Origin of the sequence: Sphingobium sp. B11D3D (assembly GCF_025961755.1) — a bacterium.
Classification (GTDB): Bacteria; Pseudomonadota; Alphaproteobacteria; order Sphingomonadales; family Sphingomonadaceae; genus Sphingobium.
In genome coordinates, this window is the sequence record NZ_JAOQOG010000001.1 from 1,386,379 (window position 1) to 1,411,845 (window position 25,467).

At 63.9% G+C, this 25,467-nt stretch carries 29 protein-coding genes; 18 read left to right on the plus strand and 11 right to left on the minus strand.

Annotated features, from left to right (window positions below):
* Nucleotides 1-37 precede the first annotated feature (37 nt).
* The 4 genes from M2334_RS06510 to M2334_RS06525 form a co-directional block, all read right to left on the minus strand.
* Nucleotides 38-667 (minus strand): dipeptidyl peptidase 3, encoded by a 630-nt coding sequence (locus M2334_RS06510; protein WP_264605049.1) that lies wholly within the window; start codon nt 665-667, stop codon nt 38-40.
* Nucleotides 668-754: 87 nt separating this feature from the next.
* Nucleotides 755-1,834, minus strand: coding sequence for a TAXI family TRAP transporter solute-binding subunit (locus M2334_RS06515; protein WP_264605050.1), 1,080 nt, complete (start codon nt 1,832-1,834; stop codon nt 755-757).
* 208 nt (nt 1,835-2,042) lie between these two features.
* Entirely contained in the window at nt 2,043-3,146 is a 1,104-nt protein-coding gene (locus tag M2334_RS06520) for an aromatic ring-hydroxylating dioxygenase subunit alpha (RefSeq protein ID WP_264605051.1), read from the minus strand.
* A gap of 157 nt (nt 3,147-3,303) precedes the next feature.
* Nucleotides 3,304-3,597 (minus strand): 2Fe-2S iron-sulfur cluster binding domain-containing protein, encoded by a 294-nt coding sequence (locus tag M2334_RS06525; protein WP_264570766.1) that lies wholly within the window; start codon nt 3,595-3,597, stop codon nt 3,304-3,306.
* Between the two features lie 165 nt (nt 3,598-3,762).
* Here M2334_RS06525 and M2334_RS06530 point away from each other — a divergent pair, with 165 nt between their 5' ends.
* The gene (locus tag M2334_RS06530; RefSeq protein WP_264605052.1) at nt 3,763-5,349 is read left to right on the plus strand and encodes an FAD-binding protein; all 1,587 of its coding nucleotides are present in this window, start codon (nt 3,763-3,765) and stop codon (nt 5,347-5,349) included.
* Between the two features lie 21 nt (nt 5,350-5,370).
* Here M2334_RS06530 and M2334_RS06535 read toward each other — a convergent pair whose 3' ends face one another.
* From M2334_RS06535 to M2334_RS06550, 4 genes are all read right to left on the minus strand, one after another.
* The gene (locus M2334_RS06535; RefSeq protein WP_264605053.1) at nt 5,371-5,961 is read right to left on the minus strand and encodes a MarR family winged helix-turn-helix transcriptional regulator; all 591 of its coding nucleotides are present in this window, start codon (nt 5,959-5,961) and stop codon (nt 5,371-5,373) included.
* Nucleotides 5,962-5,988: 27 nt separating this feature from the next.
* Nucleotides 5,989-7,965, minus strand: coding sequence for an alpha/beta hydrolase family protein (locus tag M2334_RS06540; RefSeq protein WP_264605054.1), 1,977 nt, complete (start codon nt 7,963-7,965; stop codon nt 5,989-5,991).
* A gap of 119 nt (nt 7,966-8,084) precedes the next feature.
* On the minus strand, nt 8,085-9,443 hold the full coding sequence (gene trmFO / locus M2334_RS06545) for a methylenetetrahydrofolate--tRNA-(uracil(54)-C(5))-methyltransferase (FADH(2)-oxidizing) TrmFO (protein ID WP_264605055.1): 1,359 nt from the start codon (nt 9,441-9,443) through the stop codon (nt 8,085-8,087).
* Entirely contained in the window at nt 9,440-9,796 is a 357-nt protein-coding gene (locus M2334_RS06550) for a DUF952 domain-containing protein (RefSeq protein ID WP_264575487.1), read from the minus strand. The genes trmFO and M2334_RS06550 overlap by 4 nt, the downstream gene beginning before the upstream one ends.
* 100 nt (nt 9,797-9,896) lie before the next feature.
* On the opposite strand from M2334_RS06550, the gene M2334_RS06555 reads away from it, so the two are divergent.
* From M2334_RS06555 to xrtV, 3 genes are all read left to right on the plus strand, one after another.
* Nucleotides 9,897-10,802, plus strand: coding sequence for an acyl-CoA thioesterase (locus tag M2334_RS06555; RefSeq protein ID WP_264605056.1), 906 nt, complete (start codon nt 9,897-9,899; stop codon nt 10,800-10,802).
* 149 nt (nt 10,803-10,951) lie between these two features.
* Nucleotides 10,952-11,791, plus strand: a complete 840-nt coding sequence (locus M2334_RS06560) for a CmcJ/NvfI family oxidoreductase (RefSeq protein ID WP_264605057.1) — start codon at nt 10,952-10,954, stop codon at nt 11,789-11,791.
* 87 nt (nt 11,792-11,878) lie between these two features.
* Nucleotides 11,879-12,811, plus strand: coding sequence for an exosortase V (gene xrtV / locus M2334_RS06565; protein ID WP_264594255.1), 933 nt, complete (start codon nt 11,879-11,881; stop codon nt 12,809-12,811).
* Between the two features lie 18 nt (nt 12,812-12,829).
* Here xrtV and M2334_RS06570 read toward each other — a convergent pair whose 3' ends face one another.
* Nucleotides 12,830-13,225: a YdcH family protein gene (locus M2334_RS06570; RefSeq protein ID WP_264605058.1), complete on the minus strand. Its 396-nt coding sequence runs from the start codon at nt 13,223-13,225 to the stop codon at nt 12,830-12,832.
* Nucleotides 13,226-13,277: 52 nt separating this feature from the next.
* Here M2334_RS06570 and efp point away from each other — a divergent pair, with 52 nt between their 5' ends.
* Genes efp through M2334_RS06585 form a run of 3 tightly spaced genes read left to right on the plus strand, consistent with a single transcriptional unit; the run spans nt 13,278 to nt 15,077 of the window.
* Entirely contained in the window at nt 13,278-13,841 is a 564-nt protein-coding gene (gene efp / locus M2334_RS06575; RefSeq protein WP_181560089.1) for an elongation factor P, read from the plus strand.
* Nucleotides 13,841-14,203 carry a hypothetical protein gene (locus M2334_RS06580; protein ID WP_181560088.1) on the plus strand — a complete coding sequence of 121 codons (363 nt, stop codon included), beginning with the start codon at nt 13,841-13,843 and terminating at the stop codon, nt 14,201-14,203. Before efp ends, M2334_RS06580 begins: the two co-directional genes overlap by 1 nt.
* Before the next feature lie 49 nt (nt 14,204-14,252).
* Nucleotides 14,253-15,077: an inositol monophosphatase family protein gene (locus M2334_RS06585; RefSeq protein WP_181560087.1), complete on the plus strand. Its 825-nt coding sequence runs from the start codon at nt 14,253-14,255 to the stop codon at nt 15,075-15,077.
* A gap of 117 nt (nt 15,078-15,194) precedes the next feature.
* On the opposite strand, the gene bfr is transcribed toward M2334_RS06585, so the two are convergent.
* Nucleotides 15,195-15,674 carry a bacterioferritin gene (gene bfr, locus M2334_RS06590; protein ID WP_181560086.1) on the minus strand — a complete coding sequence of 160 codons (480 nt, stop codon included), beginning with the start codon at nt 15,672-15,674 and terminating at the stop codon, nt 15,195-15,197.
* Nucleotides 15,675-15,835: 161 nt separating this feature from the next.
* Nucleotides 15,836-16,138, minus strand: coding sequence for a (2Fe-2S)-binding protein (locus M2334_RS06595; RefSeq protein WP_319801191.1), 303 nt, complete (start codon nt 16,136-16,138; stop codon nt 15,836-15,838).
* A 142-nt stretch (nt 16,139-16,280) separates the two neighbouring features.
* Between M2334_RS06595 and M2334_RS06600 the strand changes: the two genes are divergently transcribed.
* The 11 genes from M2334_RS06600 to nuoI are packed head-to-tail and all read left to right on the plus strand — an operon-like array spanning nt 16,281 to nt 25,442.
* A complete protein-coding gene (locus M2334_RS06600; protein ID WP_181560085.1) occupies nt 16,281-16,655 on the plus strand; it encodes an NADH-quinone oxidoreductase subunit A in 375 nt (124 codons plus the stop codon).
* The gene (locus M2334_RS06605) at nt 16,646-17,212 is read left to right on the plus strand and encodes a NuoB/complex I 20 kDa subunit family protein (RefSeq protein WP_181560084.1); all 567 of its coding nucleotides are present in this window, start codon (nt 16,646-16,648) and stop codon (nt 17,210-17,212) included. The genes M2334_RS06600 and M2334_RS06605 overlap by 10 nt, the downstream gene beginning before the upstream one ends.
* Nucleotides 17,213-17,222: 10 nt before the next feature.
* A complete protein-coding gene (locus tag M2334_RS06610) occupies nt 17,223-18,110 on the plus strand; it encodes an NADH-quinone oxidoreductase subunit C (protein ID WP_264605059.1) in 888 nt (295 codons plus the stop codon).
* Nucleotides 18,110-19,345: an NADH-quinone oxidoreductase subunit D gene (locus M2334_RS06615; RefSeq protein WP_264605060.1), complete on the plus strand. Its 1,236-nt coding sequence runs from the start codon at nt 18,110-18,112 to the stop codon at nt 19,343-19,345. Before M2334_RS06610 ends, M2334_RS06615 begins: the two co-directional genes overlap by 1 nt.
* Nucleotides 19,346-19,356: 11 nt before the next feature.
* Nucleotides 19,357-19,719, plus strand: a complete 363-nt coding sequence (locus M2334_RS06620; RefSeq protein WP_264606045.1) for a nuclear transport factor 2 family protein — start codon at nt 19,357-19,359, stop codon at nt 19,717-19,719.
* The gene (locus tag M2334_RS06625; RefSeq protein WP_181560082.1) at nt 19,716-19,907 is read left to right on the plus strand and encodes a hypothetical protein; all 192 of its coding nucleotides are present in this window, start codon (nt 19,716-19,718) and stop codon (nt 19,905-19,907) included. The genes M2334_RS06620 and M2334_RS06625 overlap by 4 nt, the downstream gene beginning before the upstream one ends.
* Nucleotides 19,900-20,565, plus strand: a complete 666-nt coding sequence (locus M2334_RS06630) for a complex I 24 kDa subunit family protein (protein WP_264605061.1) — start codon at nt 19,900-19,902, stop codon at nt 20,563-20,565. Before M2334_RS06625 ends, M2334_RS06630 begins: the two co-directional genes overlap by 8 nt.
* Nucleotides 20,565-21,905: an NADH-quinone oxidoreductase subunit NuoF gene (gene nuoF / locus M2334_RS06635; RefSeq protein WP_264605062.1), complete on the plus strand. Its 1,341-nt coding sequence runs from the start codon at nt 20,565-20,567 to the stop codon at nt 21,903-21,905. The genes M2334_RS06630 and nuoF overlap by 1 nt, the downstream gene beginning before the upstream one ends.
* Before the next feature lie 2 nt (nt 21,906-21,907).
* Nucleotides 21,908-23,920: an NADH-quinone oxidoreductase subunit NuoG gene (gene nuoG, locus M2334_RS06640; protein WP_264605063.1), complete on the plus strand. Its 2,013-nt coding sequence runs from the start codon at nt 21,908-21,910 to the stop codon at nt 23,918-23,920.
* Complete coding sequence (nuoH, locus tag M2334_RS06645; RefSeq protein WP_264605064.1) at nt 23,917-24,963, plus strand: NADH-quinone oxidoreductase subunit NuoH; 1,047 nt, start codon at nt 23,917-23,919, stop codon at nt 24,961-24,963. Before nuoG ends, nuoH begins: the two co-directional genes overlap by 4 nt.
* Complete coding sequence (gene nuoI, locus M2334_RS06650) at nt 24,960-25,442, plus strand: NADH-quinone oxidoreductase subunit NuoI (RefSeq protein ID WP_264570750.1); 483 nt, start codon at nt 24,960-24,962, stop codon at nt 25,440-25,442. Before nuoH ends, nuoI begins: the two co-directional genes overlap by 4 nt.
* Nucleotides 25,443-25,467: the final 25 nt, after the last annotated feature.

Consider the following 25,467-nt stretch of genomic DNA (forward strand, 5'->3'; position numbering starts at 1 on the left):
GGGCGATTCTGGTGTCGCGCGCTCACGGCGGACGGTTTCAAAGGGGGCGGGGCGGCTCCTGCGTGTCGAGGGCGCTCTCGCCCATGAAGCGCGGTGGCGCGGCGTAGGCGCGCGCGGTCAGGAAAGGCTGGTAATAGCGGAAATAGGCCAGCAGCAGCGCGCAGTTCACGCCGATCTCCAGCGGTCCTGTGATGAGCTGGCGCGGCAGGCCGACGACGATGGCGTTGAGGTAGAAGATCGTGAAGCTGGTCGGCACCTGCAGCACCAGCATTAGCGGCACGAACCGGTTGGTCAGCAACACGATGCCGACAAGGCCCTCCATGGCCTTGATGCCCGGGAAGAGGCCCATATCGAGCAGCGACTGGATGAACGGTCCGCCGATGGGGTGGGGCACGACCGGCTGCATGTCCGTCAGCCAGTAGCGCGAGGACGACCAGATGAGATGCAGGCCGAAATAGATGCGCATCGCATCGGTCACATGGTCCGCCGTCGTGCGCTTCGGGTCCAGCCGCCGCAGGATCAGCGCGCCTACGATGCCGGCAAGGATCGGGAAGCCGAAGAACATGAACGTGTCGAACTTGCCGACCGCCAGATAGAGGCCGATGGCGCCGCTCAGCGCGGCCGGAACGATGAAGCCAGTGGTCAGCGGCTTGGGTGACGAGGTCATGATGCTTCTTTCTGCTGGCGAGCGCCTTGGGGTCGTTCGACCTGTGTCGTTGGTGGTGTCATGGTCCGGGTCTCGCGAGCCGCCCGATCAGTCGAGGTAGCCCATTTCGCGATAATAGCGCGCCGCGCCGGGATGCAGCGGGACACCCTTGCCGTCGCCGACCGTGCGCGGATCGATGGAATAGGGCCGCACAAACCATTTTAGCTCGCCGCGTGCCCGATCGATGCCGCGTGCGGCGGCATAGGCGATGTCGTCTGGCATATCGGCGCGACCGAACACGACTTCGCCGGACCGGCCGACCGTCCTGATCGTGCGATCCACACCGCGCAGCACGCCCCAGCGGGCGGTGGTGCGGACCATGTCCGCCTCCTTGACCATCTTGTCGAGCAGATCGTCCGGCAGATCGAGGAAGTGGAGTTTGTGCGCGACGGTCAGCGTCGTCCAGAAGGAGGATTCAGGATTGTTCGCCGGGCTCGCGAGGCTGGAGATGACGACGTCGAATGGGGTCTCCGCCGTCACGTCGTGCGGGCTCTGGATCGAGCCACCCCAGCTCTCCACGCTGGCCTTGTCGAGGCCGTAATAAGCGAGCACGGGCGCCTCGCTCGGCTGGCCATCGGTGAGAATGCGCACCGGCAGCTTGCGGGCGCGGATTTCGGCTAGGCTTTTGATGCCGAGTTCCGGCTTGACCGCGACCAGCAGATAGGTCGGGTCCTCGATCCGTGCGATGAGGCGCAGCGCGGGATAGGGACCGTCCTTGGCATAGATATATTGGCCACGATAGGCCCAGGTCATCATCGATGCCTCGGTGATGCCGAAGTCGATGGGGGCGTTGATTCGCTGGGTCGTGCCGTGGCGCACATCGCCTTCCTTCAGCGGCGGGGGCAGGGCGGCCTTGCCCACCAGACGCGGCCCTTCGGTGCGGTTGCAATTGCGGCAGAGGATGATCTCATAGCCCTCCGGCGCCATCGCATCGCGCACGAATTCGCCCAGTTCGCCCCAGGGGCAGGCTTCCGGGCAGGCGGAGGCGAGGACGAGACGCTTGGTGGCGTAACCGGTCTTGCCGACATCGGTCCAGCTTGAGTCGACGATCTTTTCCGGCTCTGCCGCGCGCGCCGGCATGCCCAGCGTGAGGCCGGCCAGGGCCAGGGCGATTGCAGATAGCAGCATGCGCATTGAAGACCGTCTCCCCTCAGGCGCCCGATCCAGTGTGTCGCGAGACTCGCAGGACAGGCAGCGGCTGGTCCAACCCCGCTTTCTTCTGTGGGAAGCTTGGTTAGGCAGCAAACAATATAAAAAATAGTATACTAATCTGGCGTCGTCAATGCCATGTGGTCGCGCGCCTTTCTAATATTTGACCTGTGGGCGCGCGAGAGCTTCAGTGCGCCATCTCCGCGGGTGCGCGCGGAGCATTCAGGGAAGCGGAGGCCTCCTCGGCGCGTTCGCGGGCGATGAGATCGGCCAACATGCGGCGCGCGGAGACCGGCGCCGTATCCGTCGCAAGCAGGATCGGGTTCAACTCATTGATGTCGCTGACCGCGCCCATATTCTCCTGAACCATCTCGATCATCGGCTCGTCCTGCTGGCGGAAAGCCATATCGAAAAAGTCGAGCAGGGCTTGGTCGACCTCCGGCTCATCGCGACGGCGATTGCGGCCGTTGACGAAGAAATAATGGGAGGTGAACTCGGTCTCCGGCGTGATGATATGGAGCTGCGGGATATGCGCGCCGCTCTCGCGCGGCTGACCGACCTCCCAACTGCCGAGCTTGAAGTCCAGCATCGCCGGCGGATGCCAGGTCATGGTGGTGTCGGTCTCCACGACAACCTTGGGGTCCATGCCGAACAGGCCGACATGCGCCGAGGAGGGGCCAAGGCCGCTACGGATGCGATGATTGGTGATCCAGCGATCGCCACGCTCCAGCCGCTGCGTGGTGGCGGCGAGCAATTGCTCCGGCGTGTAATTGCCCCCGCTGAACTGCGGGTGGATAAAGGCGGCGTGACTGAGGTCCAGCAGGTTATCCACCACCAGCTCGTAATGACCTTTCACGTGCAACAGCCCGCGCACCACGGCATAGTAATCGGGCTGTTCAAGGAAATCGATGACCGGCAGCAGCGCCGGGTCGGCCTTTGCAGGGTCGCCGGGCCAAAACCAGATGATGCCGTAGCGCTCCAGCAGCGGCCAGGCGCGAATGTTCGCAGCGGGCAGGCCGGCCTTGGTCTTGCTGTGCGGATTGAGCACGCATTCGCCATCCCGGTTGAAGCGCAGCCCGTGATAGGGGCATTCCAGCGTGTCATCGATGATCCGGCCGGCGGAGAGCGGCGCAAAGCGGTGCGGACAGCGATTGAGGATCATCGCCGCCTCGCCATGGCTGTCGCGGAACAGCACGGCCTTCTGGTCGATCAGCGTGCGGGCCAGCGTGCCTTCGCCGAGTTCATGGGAATAGGCTGCGGCGTACCAGGTGTTTTTCAGGATCGAGAGCACTCACCACTCCATCAATATTTTGATCGCGGCAACCGGGGCTCCCGCAACAGGACCAGGAGGCGGGCGCAGCAAACCTCTCCTGAATCATTGGTAGACGATTATGTATACCATACGAGTTATCCGCTGTCATCCGGCAAGTCGCCCCGCCGCTCGCTCATCAAAGGTCCAGCACCAGCCGCTCGGTCAACGCGCCCGAGCAGCAGATCATCATCATCTTCCCCTCGCGCTTCTCCTGCGGTGTCAGCACCGCGTCGAAATGCTCGGGCGTCCCGGCGAGCACTTCCGTTGCGCAGGCGCCGCAGGTGCCCTGCTCGCAGCTTGAGCTGGCCGGAACGCCGGCCTCGCGCACCGCCTCAAGGATCGACTGGCCCGGCGCCACGGTGAGTTCCAGGCCGGAGCGGGCCAGTTCGACGATGATGGTGCCATCGGGGAGGGGTTGTTTCTCAGTCACGACCGGCAGTCTTTATCATGCTTTCCATCCGCTCGTCATACGCCAGAAATATCTTAGTGCTAAGATATATTGACAGGAGGTAAGGGCGAAAATACCCTCAGGGCAACTCACCGCGCGCGCCATTGCTGCGCTCGGTGCCCCCATGATGGTTTTAGGAGATGCGCAGTGGCCCGCGAAATGGTGACGGATGTTCTGGTGATCGGCGGCGGCTCGGCGGCGACGCGCGCGGCGCTGGAGGCCGCGGCGGCGGGCGTCGCCGTGATGCTGGTGGACAAGGGCACGGTCGGCGATAGCGGCTCCAGCCCGCATGCGCTCGTCGGCTTCAGCGTGCCGCTGCTGGATGAGGCGGATAGCTCCGCGCTGTTCGTCGAGGATTGGGCGAAGGCCAGCGGCGGCATTTGCGACCGCGATCTGGTGGCGCAATGCGCAGAGCATGGGCGCTTTCTGGCCGAGGATATGGAAAAGCGCGGCGTGCCCTTCATCCGCAATGCCGATGGAAGCTGGTTCATCTCCCGCCGCGCCGGCCATTCCGTGCGCCGGACCTTGCAGGCGCAGGGCCTGGGCAAGGGCAAGCACGCCAATGTCATCGCGCCCATGCGCACCGGCCTGATCGATGCCGGTGTGACGCTGCAGGAAGGGACGATGATCACCCGCCTGCTGCTCAGCGATGGCGCGGTCGTGGGGGCATATGCGGTCGGCCCGGATGGCGAGCATTTCATCATCCGCGCCAAGGCCGTCGTGCTGGCCTCGGGCGGGGTGAACCGGCTCTACACGAAGCTCTGCGACGAAGTGGTCGAACATGGCAGCCGCACCACGGGCGATTCCTACAGTCTGGCGTTCCATGCCGGCGCACCGCTGATCGACATGGAGTTCGTCCAGTTCCGCGATTCGCCGCCCGCCGGGCCGATCTACGGCGCCGCCTATGTGAATGCGCTCGGCGAACGGATCATGGAGAAATATGATCCCGAGAATATGGAATGCGCCCCGCGCTACATGATGGCGCGCGCCGTCTATACCGAGAATTTTGAGGGGCGCGGGCCGGTGGTCTGGCATGTCGAGGACGGGCAGGTCGCCCGCTCGCGCGCGCCGGTCGGCAATTATGAGGGCGGGCAGATCGTGGAGATCACCCTTATGTTCCAGCGCCTGATGGGCGGCGCGCGCATCGATGTGACCGCCGCGACGGCGGTGCCGGGGCTTTATGCGGCGGGCGAGGCGTCCGGGGGCATTCATGGCGGCGACCGGATGCAGGGCTGCGGCTTCCTGGAGACGCAGACGTTCGGGCGCATCGCCGGGCAGAGCGCGGCCCAGCGGGCGAAGACGACTGACTTGCCCGCGCTCGATGCCGCTGCGGTGGCGGCCGAGGCAGCGCGGCTGGCGCGGAGCGCGGGCGCGCAGGATCCTGTCGCCCTGTTCGAGAGGGTGCGCGAGATCATGTGGGCGCAGGTCGGCGTGGTGTCCAACCGCACTCAGTTGACCGATGCCATCGCCAAATTTCAGGAGATCCAGCGCATCGCTGCGACCGATGTCGATCAGTCCGATCTGGTCGCCGCCGAGGAACTGCGCAATCTCGCGCTCACCGCCGAACTGGTGGCGACTGCCAAGCTCGCCCGCGAGGAGACGCGCAGCGGCCATGGGCGCACCGATTTCCCGCAGGAAGACCCTGCCTGGGTGCGCCACGTCCGCCTCGCGAACGCAGGCGATGGCGCGGTGGCCGTCGATACCATCCCGGTGGTCGAACTCGCCGACGCCTGACCGGCGCCGCGCCGCCCGCGGTCAGGGCAGCGCGGCCTCGATCGAATGGAGCAGCTTGCGCAGGATCGCATTGCAGCGCTGCCGATCCGCCTGCGTAAGGCTGCCCATCAGCAGCTGTTCCGTCGCAGTAAAGGCGGCCATCGTCTGCCCGGCCAGCGCGATGCCGTCGGGCGTGAGTTCGATGAGCAACGAGCGCTGATCGCTGGCATGTGAGACGCGGCGGATCAGGCCGCGCTGTTCCAGCCGCCGCGCCAGCCCGGTCAACCCGCCCGACGTCACCGGCACATAGCGCCCGGCGAGGTCGGTCGGCGCCGCGCGATAGGGCGCGCCGATGCGCATCAGGCCCGCCAGCAGGCGAAACTCATTATCGGATAGTCCTGACGCCTTGAGCACCGCCGCCGTCTCCGCGCGCAACCGATCATCGATCCGCGCGACCCGCGCCGCAATCGCCCGCACATCGGAATCCAGCGCCGGAATGACGGCCTGCCACTCCCCGATAAGCGCATCGACCGCCGCATCCAGCCGATGCGCCTCACTTTCTGCGCGCAGGTGTGCGAGGCTCTGTGAGGAGGGTGTCGAGTCTGGTCCTGTCGAGCGCGGGCGGGAGGTCATCGGCGCTTTATAAGCGTTCGTAGCGGCTCAGTCCGCAGGATTATGCTTGGCGAGGAAATCCTCCATCGCGCGGAGGAGCGTCAACCGATCCGCTTCGCGCGTGAAATAGTGGTCTGCCAGCGGGACGGAGACCATCTCGACGCTCTTGCCGGCCTTCGTCATTGCGGCATGCATCCGGGTCGACTGGTTGTGATCGACGCGAACATCCTTCTTGCCGTGGATCAGCAAGAGCGGCGTCTTGATGCGACCCACGGCATTGTAAGGCGAAATTGCCTCGAAGTCCGCCGCCATGCGCTGCCACTGCCCCTTGAAGAGGCGGGCGCGGGTTGAGCCTCCGAAGTCGTTCACATCGCGACGAACGTTGGATACGCCGCTGACCGAAATGGCACAACGATAGAGGTCCGGGTCCTTGGCGATCCCCCACATCGCTGCATAGCCGCCATAGGACGCGCCGACGATGCACACCCGCTTGGGGTCGGCAATGCCCTGCTTCACAGCCCACATGACGCCGTCCGTCACATCGTCCTGCATGGCCAGACCCATCTGGCCTTCGCCGGCTTTCAAAAAGGCCTCGCCATATCCTGTCGATCCCCGGAAGTTCGGCTGCAGAACTGCATAGCCCCGCTCGGCAAGGAACTGCACCCAGTAATCGTAGGTCAAACGGTCATGCGCCCACGGGCCGCCGTGCGGCATGACGATGAACGGCAGATTCTTGTCCGGTCTGCCGCGCGGCATTGTGAGCACGCCTTCGATCTGAAGCCCATCGCGCGCTTTGTATTCCACGTAAGTTGCGCGCGAGAGGCGTTTGCTCTCGATCCGCGGGTTGACGACGGCCAGCTTGGCCAGCGTATTGCTTGGTGCATCAAGAACATAGAGCAGGCCGGGATTGTCCGGCGTGCTGAATTTGACCAGCAGTCGGGAATGATCACTGTTGAAGCTGAGGATGTCGACCGTCGAGCCCGGCGAGGCCTTTTGAAGGTCGTTTTGATGCGCCTGCAAAGCGGGATCGAGCCAGCGGACCGGCGCCGCGCGGTCGTTCGTGACCACCCCGAGCAGCGCGGATGTCTGCTTATCCAGGATCACGGAATCGACTGGCGCATCGTCAAACACGGTGCGGGCGATTTTCCCCGTTATCAGGTTGCGCTCCACAATTGAGGTGACGCCCTTATCATTCGCTTCAAACACATAGCCATGGTCGGTCCCGGGCACGAAATAGAAGGGCACGGTGAGATATTCATCGACGCTGAGATTAGCGGTGTCGATGGTCCTCAGCCCGTTCTCGGCCTGTCCTCGGAACAGCAGGCTCGATTTGGTGGTCTGATCATTGTAGCCGATCCCGATACGGACCCGGCCCTGGGCATCGGCTCCCCATTCCGAGACGAACCGCCGGCTCTTTTCGACCAGCGATTTCTTTCCGGTCGTCACGTCGACGCTGTACACGGCACTCCAGAAGTCGGGATCACCCAGATACGGGCTGTTCTGGGCGGCCACCAGAATTCGCGTGCTGTCATCGGACGGCACCCAGAGAATATCGCCGGCGTTCTGCCCACCCATCTCCCAGAGCAATTGCGTTGCCTTGCCGGAGGTCCGGTTTACCGCGATCAGACGGCTCAGATACCAGTTCTCGCCTTCAATCGGCGCGAGCGCGATAACGTTGACGACAATATTATCATTGCCCACCCAGCGAATGGCGGACACGTCCATCAGATCGGGGACATTCAGGCGGATCATATTTGATCGGTCGCCTGTTAGCGGCATGATCGCGATCACCTGCTTGCCGCTGGTCGCGAGTAGGCCGGCGATGTGCTCACCATCGGGCGAGAGCTCGGGCATCTCAAAAAAGGGCAGCGCTGCGAAGGCTTCTGTGGTGATCTGCGAGTTGGCCGCGACCGGCGGTGGAGGTGTCTGGCTGACCGCCGGTGGCGTCCAAAGGCCTGACAACAGCGCTGCCGCGACGACGATCCGCGCTGCAACGCGTGCGCGCGAAACGCGAATATCCTCCATCTATTCTTTCCCCCAGCGATATGGGGCTTGTTGGCCCCGGCCTGCAGCCTAGTAAAAGTCTCCGTCTATGCAATATCTTACGTTCGCCGCGGCTTCCGGCAAGAGGAGCGGCCTTCGTGTTAAGCGGATAGGGCCGCAGTCGGGCTGGCGCTCGCCTTCCACCCCGTCAGCGCCTCGCGCGCCCGGTCGGTATAGGCCTGTTTGCGCTGCTTCTTGCGCACGCTCTCGTCCTCGATGGGCGGGAAGAGGCCGAAGTTGACGTTCATCGGCTGGTAGCTCTCTGCGTCGGCGCCGCCGGTGATGTGGCCGAGCAGCGCGCCGAGGGCTGTCTGGGGCGGGGGGAGGGGCATGTCACGTCCGCCCAAGTCCGCCGCGCAGAACAGACCGGCGAGCAGGCCGACGGCAGCGCTTTCCACATAGCCTTCGCAACCGGTGATCTGCCCGGCGAAGCGCACATGCGGCATGGCGCGCAGGCGCAGGTGATCGTCCAGCAGCTCCGGGCTCTTGATGAAGGTGTTGCGATGCAGTCCGCCCAGCCGCGCAAACTGCGCGTTCTCAAGCGCGGGAATCGTCCTGAACAGAGCGACTTGTGCTTCATATTTGAGTTTCGTCTGGAAGCCGACCATGTTCCACAGCGTGCCTAGCGCATTGTCCTGGCGCAGCTGCACGACGGCATAGGGCCAGCGGCCGGTGCGGGGATTATCGAGACCGACCGGCTTCATCGGCCCGTGGCGCAGCGTCTCCCGCCCGCGCTCGGCCATGACCTCGATGGGCATGCAGCCGTCGAAGTAAGGCGTGTCCTTCTCCCACTGCTTGAACTCGGTCTTGGGACCATCGAGCAGACCCTGGACGAAGGCATCATACTGATCCTTGTCCATCGGGCAGTTGATGTAATCCTTGCCGTCGCCGTCGGGCGAGCCCTTGTCCCAGCGGCTCGCCTTCCACGCGATCGACATGTCGATGCTGTCGCCGTGGACGATGGGCGCGATCGCGTCGAAGAAGGCGAGTTGGTCCTTGCCGGTCGTCCGCGCGATCGCCTCGGCCAAGGGCGCGGCGGTGAGCGGGCCGGTGGCAATGATCGTCGGGCCCTCCGCCGGAATGCCATCAACGCGCTCGCGCACCAGCTCGATCAACGGATGCGCTTCGATGGCGGCGGTCACGCCCTGCGCGAAAATGTCTCGGTCCACCGCCAGCGCGGAGCCCGCTGGCAACTTGCACTTGTCCGCCTGCGCCATGATGAGCGAGCCGAGCGCGCGCATTTCCTGATGGAGCAGGCCGACGGCATTGCTGTTGGCATCGTCGGAACGGAAGCTGTTGGAGCAGACCATCTCGGCCAGCGCATCGGTTTCGTGAGCGGGCGTCTGCTCTCCGCTGCCCCGCATCTCGGAGAGGCGCACGCGCACGCCGGCCTGGGCGAGCTGCCACGCCGCCTCGCTGCCGGCGAGGCCGCCGCCGATGATGTGCACCTGATGGGTCATGGTTCTTCAAATCCTGCCGGGAATGCGTGTTTCCCGTCCGCCCCTAGCCGCAGCTTGCTGTGACCGGCAACCGCGCTCATCGGGATCGGGCCATAGACATGCGGGAACAGAGCGCCGCCGCGCGAGACTTCCCAGCGCACGGTGTCGCCCAGCGGCGGCAGATCGACCATGACGAGGATGGCCGGATCGACATCGGCAAACCATTTGGCTGCCGTTTCCCGCACCTGTTCGCGGGCGGAAAGGTGGATGTAGCCATCGGCCAGATCCACCGGTGCGCCGGCAAAAACACCTGAGTCGCGCCATGCCGACCATTCCTCGGGGCGCAACAGCTTGAAGGCGAAGAGTTCTGTCATGAAACGACGCTACGGCATGGGCGGGGCGCCGTCCAGCGCTTGCCTTGAGGCGGGAAACACGGGCATTCCAATCGGTGAATCGATTGAAACAGAACGGGATATGCTCTTCATGTCGAGCGACGCCACGCCCATGTCCATGCTCACCGCAGGGCTTATTCGCCTGCTCGATGTCGAGCCGGCGGGAGAGCCCGGGCATTTCCTGGGCCATCGCAAGCCCGGCGGGGCAGGGCGCGTCTATGGCGGGCAGGTGGTCGGCCAGGCGCTGGCGGGCGCGGCCAAGACGGTGGCGGCGGACCGGCCCGTGCATTCGCTGCACTGCTATTTCATGCGACCGGGCAGTGAGGACTACCCCATCGACTATCAGGTTGATGCGGACATGGATGGCCGCGCCTTCTCGAACCGGCGGATCGTAGCCTGGCAGCAGGAGAAGCCGATCTTCAACATGATCGCTTCCTTCCATAAGCCTGAGCGCGGTCCGGCGCACCAGAGCGACATGCCGCCGGTGCCGGACCCCGATGATCTCAAGGACCTCGGCGATCTCATCGAGCAGCATGATCTCCCGGCCGGTCCGGTGCTGCGCTGGATCGCCGGGCGCAACAGTCCGGTGCGCTTCCGTCCGGTGGGAGATATCCAGTCCGGCATTATCAAGACGCACGATGCCGCGCCGCAGCTGTGCTGGATGCGCGTGGCGGAGGGGCCGCTCGGCCTTGAGCAGCCCATGCAGCGGGCGATGCTGGGGTTCATCAGCGACATGCTGCTGCTGGCAACGGCCTACCGGCCGCACGGCCTGCACATCGGCAGCCCCGGCGTGGCCAGTGCCAGCATCGATCACAGCGTCTGGTTCCACGACGATGTGGAGTGCGGCGACTGGCTGCTTTACGTCACGGACAGTCCCTGGGCGGGGCATGGACGGGGCTTCGCGCGCGGGCATTTTTATGCGCGGGACGGTCGCCTGGTGGCCAGCGTGGCGCAGGAAGGGCTGATCCGCTTCCGCGAGGCCGAGTGACGCGCGTCCCTTTGGACCGTCGGCCCCCAATATTCCATGTCATCAGGACATCCGTTGCGTTGGAGCCGCGCTGACGGCAAAGTTCATCGCCGAAAGCACTATTGATCCGGGCCTGACAAAGGCACACCCCGGGCGGAACGGAGGAGTGGATGACCAGAATTCGGGCTGATCGGCCCTCTGTGACGATCAACTATGTCGCACGCACCGACGAACGGCCGCGTTATTATGCGAACGATCACAGCCGGGACACTGTGGTGATTGAAGAGCACGGCATGGCCGCCAGCGATGGACGGCATGAGGTGCTCGGCCTCGACACGGCCGGCGTGGCGCTGGTTGACGCGCCCACGGCGGTCACCGACTTTGCCGACAAAGCCAATTTCCCGGCCTATGCCGAGGAGATCGAAGCGCTGCTGCTGCGCGAGACGGGGGCGGATGTGGTGATCGTCACCGGTCCGCCGATCCTGCGCTTTTCGGAACGCTCCGGCAAGGCCGGCAGCAGCGATAACAGCCATCCCGCGCGCTTCGCCCATGTCGATGTCAGCGACGCGACGGCGCGCGGTTTTTCGGCGCAGCGTCAGCCCGCAGAGGGGGACATTGTTCGGGCCGCCCATTACAATGTCTGGCGCGTGCTTTCGCCCGCCCCGCAGGATGTGCCGCTGGCGATCTGCGATGCGCGGTCGGTCACCGGCGGGGAACTGCTGCTCGCCGATGCGATTTTCGACAGTCCCTCGGGCGACTGGAGCTTCGAGGGCTATGTCGTCGCGCACGATCCGGCGCATCGCTGGCTGTGGTTTCCCGATATGACGACGGACGAGGCAATCATCTTCAAGACGCATGACAGCCGGGACGGGGTCGCCCGCTGCGTGCCGCACGTCGCGTTCGATGATCCGCTGTGCGATGACGAGGCGCCGCCGCGCGTCAGCGTCGAGGCGCGCGCCATTGCCTATTGGCGAGAGGGCGGAGATCGCGGTAAAGGTAAATTACCGTAAACCAAAATTATCCCGATGGCTGACCGTATCATCATCAGCTCTTAACCTTGTTCAGGTTAGGCGCAGGTCAAAGAGCTGAGAGTTCCAATGGCGACGAATGCACCTGTGATTACCGAAAAGAAAACCCGTTTCGAGCTGCTGAACTGGTTGATGGCCAACCCTGTTCTGGGGGCGGGTATCCTCGCGGTGCTTGTTCCGACGCTGCTGCTCGTGGCGCGGGAAAGCTGGTCGACGGAGCAGGGCGCGCATGGTCCCATCGTGCTGGCCACCGGCCTGTGGCTGCTGTGGCGGGAATGGCAGAATGCCGCGGCCGTCGCGCGCCCGGCGCCGGGGCTTCCGATTGCCATCGCCTTTGCGATTCTCCTCCCGCTCTACTTCGTTTCGCGGGTCAGCAACATCGTCGAGACGGAGGGCTTTCTCATGTATGGCCTCGTCGTCGCGGCGCTGTTCAGCGCCATCGGCTGGGAGGCGCTCAAGCGGCTCTGGTTCCCGCTCATCTACCTGCTGTTCGTGCTGCCGCCGCCCGAGACGCTGGTGGCCATGGTCACCAATCCGCTCAAGATCATGCTGTCCGAATCCGCCGTCGGCTTCCTGTATCTGGTCGGTTATCCGGTCGCCTCGTCGGGCGTCACCATTCAGGTGGGCCAGTATCAGCTGCTTGTCGCGGAGGCCTGCGCGGGCCTCAACTCGCTCATCTCGCTATCGGCCATCTCGCTATTTTATGTGTATCTGCGCCACCACGCCAATGTGCGCTACGCGCTGCTGATGATCGTTGCGATCGTGCCGGTTGCCGTATTCGCCAATTTCGTGCGGATCGTGCTGCTTGTGCTGCTGACCTATCATGGTGGCGAGGCAGCGGCGCAGGGCTTCCTGCATGATTTTGCGGGACTGACCATGTTCATGACCGCGCTGATCACCATATTCGCGATCGATCATCTCTTCGGGCTGCTGTTCCCGCGCCTGAAGGGCAGCAAGAGCGATCCTGTCTTAAAGCCAGCGGCCGAGCCCGCCCAGCCCTAAGGCCGGGCGCGGCGTGCCTCAGCTCCGCTGTTGGGCGATCAGGGTCGAGATGTCGTCCAGGATCGCTAGCCTCTCCTTTTTAAGGTCCTCCAGATGCTCGTCGCAGGCCGGCTCGATGTCGGTTTCGATCCGGTAGATCTGGCGCGTGAGCAGGTGGTGGCGCTCGGCAAGGGTGCGGAAATGCGCGTTGTGCAGCTTCAGGGCGTGAAGCACCTCATGGTCATGCGGGAACAGGTCGTCGAGCGTCTCGCGGGTATCAAGGGTCATGTTGCTCTCCTGGGTCTTGTCCGGCTTGCAATGATCCGATCGTGCCGGACGGAACGATAGCGCGCCTTGCGCAAGATCAATTCGTCGCCCACCGCCAGCGCATGGGCGGCGGGATTGCCCGCGCCCCTTGCCGTTGCGCGTCAACACGGCTAGAGGGCGCACCGGCTCTTTCCATCCTTGAAATAGACAGGCGCGACCCATGAAGATCAGCGGCGTGGATATTCGTCCCGGCAACAATATCGAATATGAAGGCGGCCTGTGGCGCGCCGTGAAGATCCAGCACACCCAGCCCGGCAAGGGCGGCGCCTATATGCAGGTTGAGCTGAAGAACCTGATCGACGGGCGCAAGAACAATGTGCGCTTCCGCTCTGCCGAGACGGTCGAGCGCATCCGCCTCGATACCAAGGATTTCCAGTATCTCTATGCCGAGGGCGACATGCTCGTCTTCATGGACACGGAGACCTATGAGCAGATCAACCTGCCCAACGATCTCGTCGGCGACGCCGCCGCCTTCCTGCAGGACGGCATGATGGTCATGCTCGAAATGTATGAAGAGCGCCCGATCAGCGTGCAGCTGCCCGAGACGGTCGAGGCGACCGTGGTCGAGGCGGACGCCGTCGTGAAAGGGCAGACCGCATCGGCGAGCTACAAGCCGGCGATTCTCGACAATGGCGTGCGCGTGATGGTGCCGCCGCACATCACCACCGGCACCCGGATCATCGTCGACGTGTATGAGCGCGAATATGTGAAGCGGGCCGACTGATGCGCGCTCTCCGCCTCGTCGCCGGGTCCGCGCTGGCCCTGTCCCTTGCCTGGTCCGCGCCGCTGCTGGCGCAGGCCAAGCCGGCCAGGCCTGCGGGGCAGCCCAGCGAAGCCCAGCTTCAGCACGCGGCGGAGAATTTCCGCATCATGGTCAGCGGTCTGCAGTCCGACAAGATTCCGCAGCCGGTGAAGAGCATTCTCTTCACCTGCGCCTACGGGAATCCGTTCAGCAAGATCAGCGAGAATACCGACAAGCTGATGACCGAGAAGAAGCTGGACCGCAAGAATCCGACCCAGGTGCTCAGCGCCATGGCGGCCGTTTGCGGTTTGCGGCCCGAGATGGTCGCACCGCCCAAGAAGTGATTTCATTCCCTGACCGGCCGCTCTTCCGCGCCGGAGGAGACAGATTGATATGGTATCCCATTCCGGCCTGCTGACGGTCATCGAGCGCGCGGCCCGCAAGGTGGCTCCGCAACTGCGGCGCGACTTCGGCGAGGTTCAGCATCTTCAGGTCAGCCGTAAGGGGCCTGCCGACTTCGTGACCGTCGCCGACAAGAAGGCGGAAGACACGCTGGTCGCCGAGCTGAGCAAGGCGCGGCCGGACTGGGGCTTCCTGCTCGAGGAAGGCGGCGAGATCGCCGGCGATCCCATGAAGCCGCGCTGGGTGATCGATCCGCTCGATGGCACCACCAACTTCCTGCATGGCATCCCCCATTTCGCCATTTCCATCGCCGTGCAGGAGCCGCATCGCTCCGGGCAGGGTTGGGGCGAGGTGACGACCGGCATGATCTACCAGCCGATCACGGACGAGAGCTATTGGGCCGAGAAGTCCCGTGGCGCCTGGCGGCATGACCAGCGCCTGCGCGTCTCGGCACGCCGCGATCTGACCGAGGCTTTGATCGCCACCGGAATTCCGTTCATCGGCCATGGCGATTTCACTGAATGGAGCCGCATCTTCGGTGCCATCGCGCCGTCGGTCGCGGGCATCCGCCGCTATGGCTCCGCTGCGCTCGACCTCGCCTGGGTCGCGTCCGGGCGCTATGATGGCTTCTGGGAGAGCGGCCTCTCGGCATGGGACGTGCAGGCCGGCATTCTTTTGGTGCGCGAGGCCGGTGGTTTCGTCACCGACTTCCGGGGTGGCGCCGAGCCGGTGGAGCGTCGCCAGGTGCTGGCCGCCAATGACGTGCTCCACAGCAAGCTCCACAAGCTGCTCGCAGGCGCGCTGCGCAATATGTGAGGCGGAACGGTCCGGCGCCGGCGACTATCGCTGCCGCCGTTTACCGGCCAACAAAAAGGGCGCCCGCTACTCGCCATTCGGCCAGCAGGGGCGCCCTTTTTGCTTCTGGACGGCGCGTCAGCCTTCAACAGCCTCGCTGTTGAGCTGGATATAATTGGCCAGGCCCATCCGCTCGATCATCTCGAACTGCGTCTCCAGCTTGTCGACATGGTCTTCCTCGCTGTCGAGGATGTGCTGGAACAGGTCGCGGCTGACATAGTCGCGCACGCTCTCACAATGCTGGATGGCATCGCGCAGCAGCGGGATCGCCTCCAATTCGGTATCGAGGTCGGCCTTGAGCACTTCCTCGACCGTGCTGCCGATGCGCAGGCGCCCGAGCAGCTGGAAGTTGGGCAGGCCATCGAGAAACAGGATGCGCTCCGCCAGCTTGTCGGCGTGCTTCATCTCGTCGATCGATTCCTCATACTCAAACTTGGCGAGTTTCGAGATGCCCCAATGATCGAGAAGACGGTAGTGGAGGAAATACTGGTTGATGGCCGTCAGCTCGTTCTTGAGCGCGCCATTGAGAAATTCGATGACCTTTTCGTCACCCTTCATGTTCTGTCTCCATGTCGTCAGTCGATGGAGCGGAACTAGCAGCAAAGCGGCAATAATTCACGCGAGAACGTCTCGCAACCGTGGGTGCGATAGGTTCTTAATAGCGGTGCACTTCTTCGCTAATGCCAATGATAGTCAGGAATGGGGCTTGGCTGGTCGGCTCAGGCCGTTGCCCAGGTGCCGGTCTGGCTCGGCGCATTGAGGCTGCGGCTGCAGCGCCCCCGGCAGGAGGATTGCTCTTCCACCATCACATCTTCCGCATGATCGAGGCAGATGCGACATTGCGGCGTTTTGCCGAGCGCCCGGTAGGCGCTTTCGGGACACGTCACACCCTGGCGAGCAACGCTGCGCAGTTCCTGTTCCGTGATCGCATTACAGATACAGACAAGCATGATTCGTTGATAGTGTTGTTGCGAGGCATTTGCAATCTCCGACGTGATCGAATGCGACGAATGGTTGGGCATCCTGCCGGTCTGTGCGCCAAGGGGAGGGGCTCAGGCTCGGCTGATTTGTTGCGAATCATTCTCAGCCCGTCCAAGGGTTGCCTCGCAGGTGCAGCAGTCCTAAAGCGCCCCCATCAAAGGCTATTAAGCCTAGGGGATTCAAGTGGTCGATCTGTCGCAATATCTGCCGATCCTGCTGTTTCTGGTTGTCGCATTGGGCTTGTCGTGCGCGTTCGTGTTCCTGCCCATGGCCGTCGGCCGGCTGACGGGATCGCACAAGCCGGACCCGGAAAAGCTGAGCGAATATGAGTGCGGCTTTCCCGCATTCGAGGATCCGCGCAGTCAGTTCGACGTGCGCTTCTATCTCGTCGCCATCCTGTTCATCATCTTCGATCTGGAAGCGGCGTTTCTCTTCCCCTGGTCGGTGAGTCTGGCTGAAATCGGCTGGGCCGGCTGGGGCGCGATGATGATCTTCATTTTCGAGCTGGTGCTCGGCCTCGTCTATGCCTGGAAGAAGGGAGCACTCGATTGGGAGTAGAACTTGAACGGCCGGGCACGCTGGGCGCTCCGCTGATCGGGGTTCCGCCGGCCACGCAGCCAGATCCCGAATTCTTCAAGGCGCTCTCCACCGAGGTGAGCGACAAGGGCTTTCTCGTCACTTCGACGGAAGACCTGTTCAACTGGGCGCGCACCGGCTCGCTCTGGTGGATGACCTTCGGCCTCGCCTGTTGCGCGGTCGAGATGATTCACGTGAACATGCCGCGCTACGACATGGAGCGCTTCGGCGCTGCCCCGCGCGCGTCCCCGCGCCAGAGCGACGTGATGATCGTCGCCGGCACGCTTTGCAACAAGATGGCTCCGGCGCTGCGCAAGGTCTACGACCAGATGAGCGAGCCGAAATACGTCATCTCGATGGGCTCGTGCGCCAATGGCGGCGGCTATTATCATTACAGCTACAGCGTCGTGCGCGGCTGCGACCGGATCGTGCCCGTGGACATCTACGTCCCCGGTTGCCCGCCGACCGCCGAAGCACTGCTTTATGGCATCATGCAGCTCCAGCGGAAAATCCGCCGGGTCGGCACGATAGAGCGTTGAGGGGGCGGATATGGTGACAGCCGTTCATTCCGCACCGCGGGTCGAGCCGATCGAGGGTATGGCCGATGCCATTCGCGCCGCGCTCGGCGATGCCGTGCTGGCGATCAAGGATGCGCATTTCGAGCTGAGCGTGGGCGTGCAGCGCGAGGCGCTGGCCGACGCGTTGCAGCTTCTGCGCGATCGCTTCGACTATCAGCAGCTCATGGAGATCGCCGGGGTCGACTATCCCGAGCGAGCCGAGCGCTTCGAGGTCTGCTATCATCTGCTCTCGGTGACCAAGAACCATCGCCTGCGCGTCAAGGTGCGCACCGATGAGGATCATGCGGTGCCGACCGTCACGCACCTCTGGCCGGTCGCCGGCTGGCTCGAGCGTGAAGTGTTCGACATGTATGGCGTGCTGTTCGAGGGCAACACGGACCTGCGCCGCATCCTCACCGATTATGGCTTCAAGGGCTATCCGTTCCGCAAGGACTTCCCGCTCACGGGCTATGTCGAGCTGCGCTACTCGGAAGAGCAGAAGCGGGTGGTTTATGAGCCGGTGAAGCTGGCGCAGGACTTCCGCAGCTTCGACTTCATGAGCCCGTGGGAAGGCGCGCAATATGTGCTGCCAGGCGACGAGAAGGCCAAGGGCGAGGCCCCGGGTGCGCCCACGCCGCCACCTCCTCCGCCGCCACCCCCGCCCGCATCGGCTTCCCCGGACGCAAAGACGGCCAAGACGACGGACAAGCCTGCGGATACTGGTGCCGGTGCGCCCGCCGACAAGGCTGCGACCAAGCAGGCCCGTGCACCGCGTGCCAAGAAGGCGGAGGTTGCGTCTGCGCCGGTGGAAGACACGCCCCCGGTGGAAAACAAGCCGAAGCGTACGCGCAAGCCCAAGACGCCCGAGGGTGACGCCTGATGTCCGAATATCTCGACAAGCTGGAGCATCTCGTTGACGACGCCGATCCGGCGCTCGGCGACACCGCGATCCAGAACTACACGATCAACTTCGGCCCGCAGCACCCGGCTGCCCACGGCGTGCTGCGTCTGGTCATGGAGCTCGAGGGCGAGATCGTGGAGCGCTGCGATCCGCATGTCGGCCTGCTGCATCGCGGCACCGAGAAGCTGATCGAATACAAGACCTATTTGCAGGCGCTGCCCTATTTCGACCGGCTGGATTATTGCTCGCCGCTTGGCATGGAGCATAGCTATGTGCTGGCCATCGAAAAGCTGCTGAACCTCGAAGTCCCGCTGCGCGCGCAATATCTGCGCGTGTTCTTTGCGGAACTGACGCGGATCAGCAACCACATGCTGAACCTTGGCTCTCACGTCATGGACGTTGGCGCGATGACGCCGAATCTGTGGATGTTCGAGATCCGCGAGGACTGCCTCAACTTCTTCGAGCGCGCATCCGGCGCCCGCATGCACTCGGCCTATTTCCGGCCGGGCGGCGTCCATCAGGACGTGCCGCTCAAGCTGCTCGCGGACATTGGCGAATGGCTCGATACGCGCCTGCCACGTCTCTTCGAGGATGCGATCAGCCTGGTGGCGGACAACCGCATCTTCAAGCAGCGCAATGTCGATATCGCAGTCTGCTCCAAGGAAGACGCGCTGCGCTGGGGCTTCTCCGGCCCAATGCTCCGTGGCTCCGGCATTCCGTGGGACATCCGCAAGGCCCAGCCTTACGATGTCTATGATCGCATGGAGTTCGACGTGCCCGTCGGCACCAACTTCGACTGCTACGACCGGTTCATGGTGCGCGTGGAGGAGGTCCGCCAGTCGGCGCGGATCATGAAGCAGTGCTTGAATGAGATGCCCAACGGCCCGGTCGCTTCGCTCGATCGCAAGGTCGTGCCGCCCAAGCGCGGCGAGATGAAGCAGTCGATGGAAGCGCTCATCCACCACTTCAAGCTCTACACCGAGGGCTTCCACGTGCCCGAGGGCGAAGTCTATGTGGCGACCGAAAGCCCCAAGGGAGAGTTCGGCGTCTATCTGGTGAGCGACGGGACCAACAAGCCCTATCGCTGCAAGATCCGTCCGACCGCGTTCAGCCATCTGCAGGCGATGGACTTCCTGATGAAGGGCCACATGCTGGCCGACACCACGGCCGTGCTCGGCGCGATGGATATCGTGTTCGGGGAGTGCGACCGGTGAGCGTTGCAACCATGCTGTCCGCTGACGAGCGCATCGCCATCACCCGCGAGATGATCGCGCGCTACAATCGCCAGGATGCCGACGCCTATGTCGAGCTGATGACGGACGAGGCCTGCGAGGCGAATTATCGCGGCGCGGTCGTGCGCGAAGGCAAGGAAGGGACCCGCTCGGGCCTCGCCGCCGCTTTCGCCAAATGGCCGCAGAACCATGCGGAGATCGTCGAGGCGCAGGCCATCGGCAATTACGTACTGATGTGCGAGCATGTCACGCGCGGCCCGGCCAGCGATGGCTCGGAGCTGGTCGAGCCGTTCGATGTGATCGCAGTCTATTCATTCGAGGGCGACAAGGTGTCGCGCGTGGAGTTCATTCGATGAGGGGCGACGCAACACCCGTCTGGTTGCATATCCTGGTGCTGAGCCTTGCCGGCATGGTGCTGATCGTGCTGGACCGCATGGCCGATGTTCCTGATGGCGTGGTCGCCGGGCTAGCCTGCGCCACGGTCTATTTCTGGCTGACCTTCGGCGCGCCGGCCTACAGCAAGCGGATCCGCGAGAATGGCTGACGCGCCCCAGATCCCCGATGAAGCCGAAGTCCGCGCCCGCTGGGGCGGCTTTGCCTGGACGCCGGAAAATGCCGAGCAGGCCAAGAAGGTCATCGCGCGCTATCCCGAGGGACGCCAGCAGTCGGCAGTGATGCCGCTGCTCGATCTCGCCCAGCGGCAGGTCGGTGCGGAGACGAACACGCAGGGCTGGCTGCCGATCCCGGTGATCGAATACGTCGCCGCCCAGCTCGAAATGCCGTTCATGCGCGCCTACGAGGTCGCGACCTTCTACACCATGTACAATCTGGCGCCGGTCGGCCGGTTCCATGTGCAGGTCTGCGGCACGACGCCGTGCATGCTGCGCGGCAGCGACGATGTGCTGGACGCCTGCTACAAGCGCGGCCTCAAGAAGGGCACGACCACCGCGGACGGCCTGTTCACGCTCACCGAGGTCGAGTGCCTCGGCGCCTGCGCCAATGCGCCGATGGTCCAGATCAACGACGACAATTACGAAGACCTGACCTTCGACAGCATGACGGCGATCCTCGACGATCTTGCGGCGGGCAAGCAGCCCAAGATCGGTCCGCAGATCGACCGCCAGACCAGCGCGCCCGAGGGCGGGCCGACTGCGACGAAGGCGATGGTCACCGAGAATCATGATTATCGGGGGGAATGGTAATGGCTGACGAAACGCCCGCCGCGCCGCCGCCCTTTGTCGGCCCGCTGGAAGACAAGGACCGCATCTTCACCAACGTCCATGGCTATCAGGACTGGCGCATCGACGCCGCCATGAAGCGGGGCGATTGGGATAACACCAAAAAACTGCTCGAAATCGGGCAGGACGGCATCATCGACATCATGAAGGCCTCGGGCCTGCGGGGTCGCGGTGGCGCCGGCTTCCCGACCGGTATGAAGTGGAGCTTCATGCCCAAGGAAAGCAAGGACGGGCGCCCGAGCTTCCTGGTCATCAATGCCGACGAATCTGAGCCGGGCTCGTGCAAGGACCGCGAGATCATCCGCCACGATCCGCACAAGCTGATCGAGGGCGCGCTGGTCGCCGGCTTCGCGATGCGCGCGCGCGCCGCCTATATCTATATCCGCGGCGAGTTCATCTACGAGGCGAAGGTGCTCTTCGCGGCGGTGGAAGAGGCCTATGCCAAGGGCTTCATCGGCAAGAATGCTTGCGGCTCGGGCTATGATTTCGACGTGTTCGTCCATCGCGGGGCAGGGGCCTATATCTGCGGCGAGGAAACCGCGCAGATCGAGAGCCTCGAGGGCAAGAAGGGCCAGCCGCGCCTCAAGCCGCCGTTCCCGGCGGGCGCCGGCCTCTATGGCTGCCCGACCACGGTCAACAATGTCGAGAGCATCGCGGTTGCGCCGATGATCCTGCGACGCGGCGCCGGCTGGTTCTCCAGCTTCGGGCGCGAGAACAATCGCGGCACCAAGCTCTTCCAGATCAGCGGCCATGTGAACAAGCCCTGCGTGATCGAGGAGAGCATGAGCATCCCGTTCCGCGAACTGATCGATCGCCATTGCGGCGGCATTCGCGGCGGCTGGGACAATCTCCTCGCGGTCATCCCCGGCGGCTCCTCAGTGCCGCTAGTGCCGGCTGCCGAGATCATGGACGCTCCGATGGACTTCGACGGCCTGCGCGCGCTCGGCTCCGGCCTTGGCACGGCGGCGGTCATCGTCATGGACAAGTCGACCGACATCGTGCGGGCGATCGCGCGGCTCAGCTACTTCTACAAGCATGAGAGCTGCGGCCAGTGCACGCCGTGCCGCGAAGGCACCGGCTGGATGTGGCGCGTGATGGAGCGACTGGTGCGCGGCGATGCCGAGGTGGAGGAGATCGACATGCTCTTCCAGGTCACCAAGCAGGTCGAAGGCCACACCATCTGCGCGCTCGGCGACGCAGCCGCCTGGCCGATCCAGGGCCTCATTCGCCATTTCCGCCCCGAGATCGAGCGCCGCATCGCGGCCAAGCGCGGCGGCGCCCCTGTGCTGGAGGCAGCGGAGTAATCATGCCCACAGTCAAAGTAGACGGCATCGACATCGAAGTGCCCGCCGGAGCCACCGTGCTTCAGGCGTGCGAGCTGGCCGGCAAGGAAATTCCGCGCTTCTGCTATCACGAGCGCCTCTCCATTGCGGGCAATTGCCGCATGTGTCTGGTCGAAGTGAAGCCCGGGCCGCCCAAGCCGCAGGCGAGTTGCGCGCTGCCGGCCGCTGACGGCCAGGAAATCCGCACCGATAGCGAGATGGTGAAGAAGGCTCGCGAGGGCGTGATGGAGTTCCTGCTCATCAATCACCCGCTCGATTGCCCGATCTGCGATCAGGGCGGCGAGTGCGATCTGCAGGACCAGTCCGTCGCTTATGGCCGTGGCCAGAGCCGCTATGACGAGAACAAGCGCGCGGTCACCGAGAAATATATGGGGCCCATCGTCAAGACGGTGATGACCCGCTGCATCCAGTGCACCCGCTGCGTGCGCTTTGCCGAGGAAGTCGCCGGCGTGCCGGAGATTGGCGCGATCTATCGCGGCGAGAACATGCAGATCACCACCTATCTGGAACATGCCGCCAAGAGCGAGCTCTCCGGCAATGTGGTCGATCTTTGCCCGGTAGGCGCGCTGACGTCCAAACCCTATGCCTTCGAGGCACGGCCCTGGGAGCTCAAGAAGACGCTCGGCATCGACGTGATGGATGCGGTGGGCACCAACATCCGCATCGACAGTCGCGGCCGCGCCGTGCTGCGCGTGCTGCCGCGCGTCAATGATGACGTGAACGAGGAGTGGGCGAGCGACAAGACCCGCCACGCCGTTGACGGGCTGATGCGCAAGCGTCTGGACAAGCCCTATGTTCGCAAGGATGGGCAGCTTGTCCCCGCGACATGGGACGAGGCCTTTGCGGCCATCGCCGCCGTTGCGAAGAGCGCCAACGGGTCGGTCGCAGCGATCGCCGGCGATCAGCTCGATTGCGAGACGATGTTCGCCGCGCGTGAGCTGGTCCGTGGCCTTGGCGGTTCGCTGCTGGAAGGTCGCCAGGGCGGCCTCGATTATGACGTTTCCAGCCTTTCGGCGGTGAACTTCAATTCGACGCTCGCCGGCATCGAGACGGCGGACGCGATCCTGCTGGTCGGCACCAATCTGCGCTGGGAAGCGCCGCTGATCAACACGCGCATCCGCAAGGCCATCAAGAAGGGCGCCAAGGTCTGGACCATCGGGCCGGACGTGGACCTGACCTACAAGGTGACCTCGCTCGGCAACGATGCGGCGCTGCTCGCGAACCTGCCCAAGGACGTGCTTGATGCCTTCGCTGCGGCTAACCGCCCGGCACTCATCATGGGCGGCGGTGCGCTGGCGGCCGCCGGCGTGCACGGCGCGGCGCTGGCGGCGGTGAACACGCTGGGTCTGATCGAGCCTGACTGGAACGGCTTCAACGTCGTCCACATGGCCGCCGCGCGTATGGGCGGGCTGATGCTCGGCTATGCCGCGCGGGGCGGGGTGAAGGCGATCGCGCAAAGCGAGCCCAAGCTGCTGTTCCTGATGGGCGCGGACGATGTGCCGTTCGACCTCTTCGGCAAGAGCTTCAAGGTCTATGTCGGCCATCATGGCGACAAGGGCGCCCATGCAGCGGACGTGATCCTGCCCGGCGCGGCCTACACCGAAAAGGCCGGCACCTATGTGAACACGGAAGGCCGCGTGCAGCGCGGCGACAAGGCCGTGTTCGCGCCGGGCGATGCCCGCGAGGACTGGACGATCCTGCGCGCGCTTTCTGATGTGCTGGGCAAGAAGCTGCCGTTCGACAGCTTCGAGGCACTGCGTGCGGCCATGTATGCCGCCGTCCCGGCGCTAGCGCAGGAAGGCCTGGTCGATTTCGGCTGGTCAGCCCCGTCGCTGGCGAGCAATGCGAGCGGCCCGATCAGCCTGCCGATCAAGGATTTCTACCTGACCAACGCCATCTGCCGGGCCAGCCCGACGATGAAGCGCTGCTCGGCAGAACTGGTCATGGGTGAAGAGTTCGCGGAGGCCGCGGAATGACCGAGTTTTTCCAGACCTATCTGGGCACGGGCTTCGGCTGGTTCGTCGCCAACCTGATCCTCATCCTGCTCATCGCGCTGCCGCTCATGCTGGCGGTGGCGATGATCATCTATGCCGACCGCAAGATCTGGGCGGCGATGGCGCTGCGTCGCGGCCCGAACGTCGTCGGTCCCTTTGGCCTGCTCCAGTCGTTCGCGGACGGCCTCAAGGTCTTCCTGCAGGAAACGATCATCCCGAGTGCGGCCAACAAGGGCCTGTTCATCCTCGCGCCGATCATCACCTTCACGGTGGCGCTGCTGGCCTGGGCGGTCATTCCGTTCGATGCCGGGATGGTGCTGGCGGACATCAATGTCGGCCTGCTCTATATTCTCGCGATCAGCTCGCTCGGCGTTTACGGCGTGGTGATCTCGGGCTGGGCGTCCAACTCCAAATATCCCTTCTTCTCGGCGATGCGCGCCAGTGCGCAGATGATCTCCTATGAGGTCTCGATCGGCTTCGTGCTGATCAGCGTCGTGCTCTGGTCGGGCAGCTTCAATCTCTCGACCATCGTCGAGACGCAGCGCAGCTATTATGGCTTTTTGAATGGCCACGGCTTCAACCCGCTGCTCTTCCCGATGGCGGTGGTGTTCCTCATCTCGTCCATGGCGGAGACGGCGCGGGCGCCCTTCGACCTGACCGAGGCGGAATCCGAGCTCGTCGCCGGCTATCAGACCGAATATTCGTCGATGAGCTTCGCGCTCTTCTGGCTCGGTGAATATGCCAACGTCATCCTGATGTGCCTGCTCAACGCGCTGCTCTTCTGGGGTGGCTATCTGCCGCCGGTGGACTGGGCGCCGCTTTATATTGTGCCGGGCATCATCTGGCTGCTGGGCAAGACCTTCGTGTTCTTCTTCATCTTCTCATGGGTGAAGGCGACGGTGCCCCGCTTCCGCTATGACCAGCTGATGCGGCTGGGCTGGAAGGTCTTCCTGCCGCTTTCGCTCTTCTTCGTATTCCTCGTGTCCGGGTTCCTGATGTTGACCCGCTATGGAGGCGGCGCATGATTGCGCATCTCGTCAAATCCTTCACCCTCTGGGAGTTTTTGAAGGCGCACGCTTTGACCTTGAAGTATTTCTTCAAGCCAAAGGCGACCATCAACTACCCCTATGAGAAGAACCCGATCTCGCCCCGCTTCCGCGGCGAGCATGCGCTGCGCCGTTATCCCAATGGCGAAGAGCGCTGCATCGCATGCAAGCTTTGCGAGGCAATCTGCCCGGCGCAGGCGATCACCATCGAGGCGCAGCCGCGCGACGATGGCTCGCGCCGCACGACGCGCTACGATATCGACATGGTGAAGTGCATTTATTGCGGCTTCTGCCAGGAAGCCTGCCCGGTCGACGCGATCGTGGAAGGCCCGAACTTCGAGTTTGCCACGGAAACCCGTGAAGAACTCTATTACGACAAGGCGAAACTGCTCGCCAATGGTGACAAATGGGAGCGGGCAATCGCGGCGAACCTTGCCGCCGATGCCCCCTACCGTTAAGGCGCCGCGAAGGGACCAGAGGGGG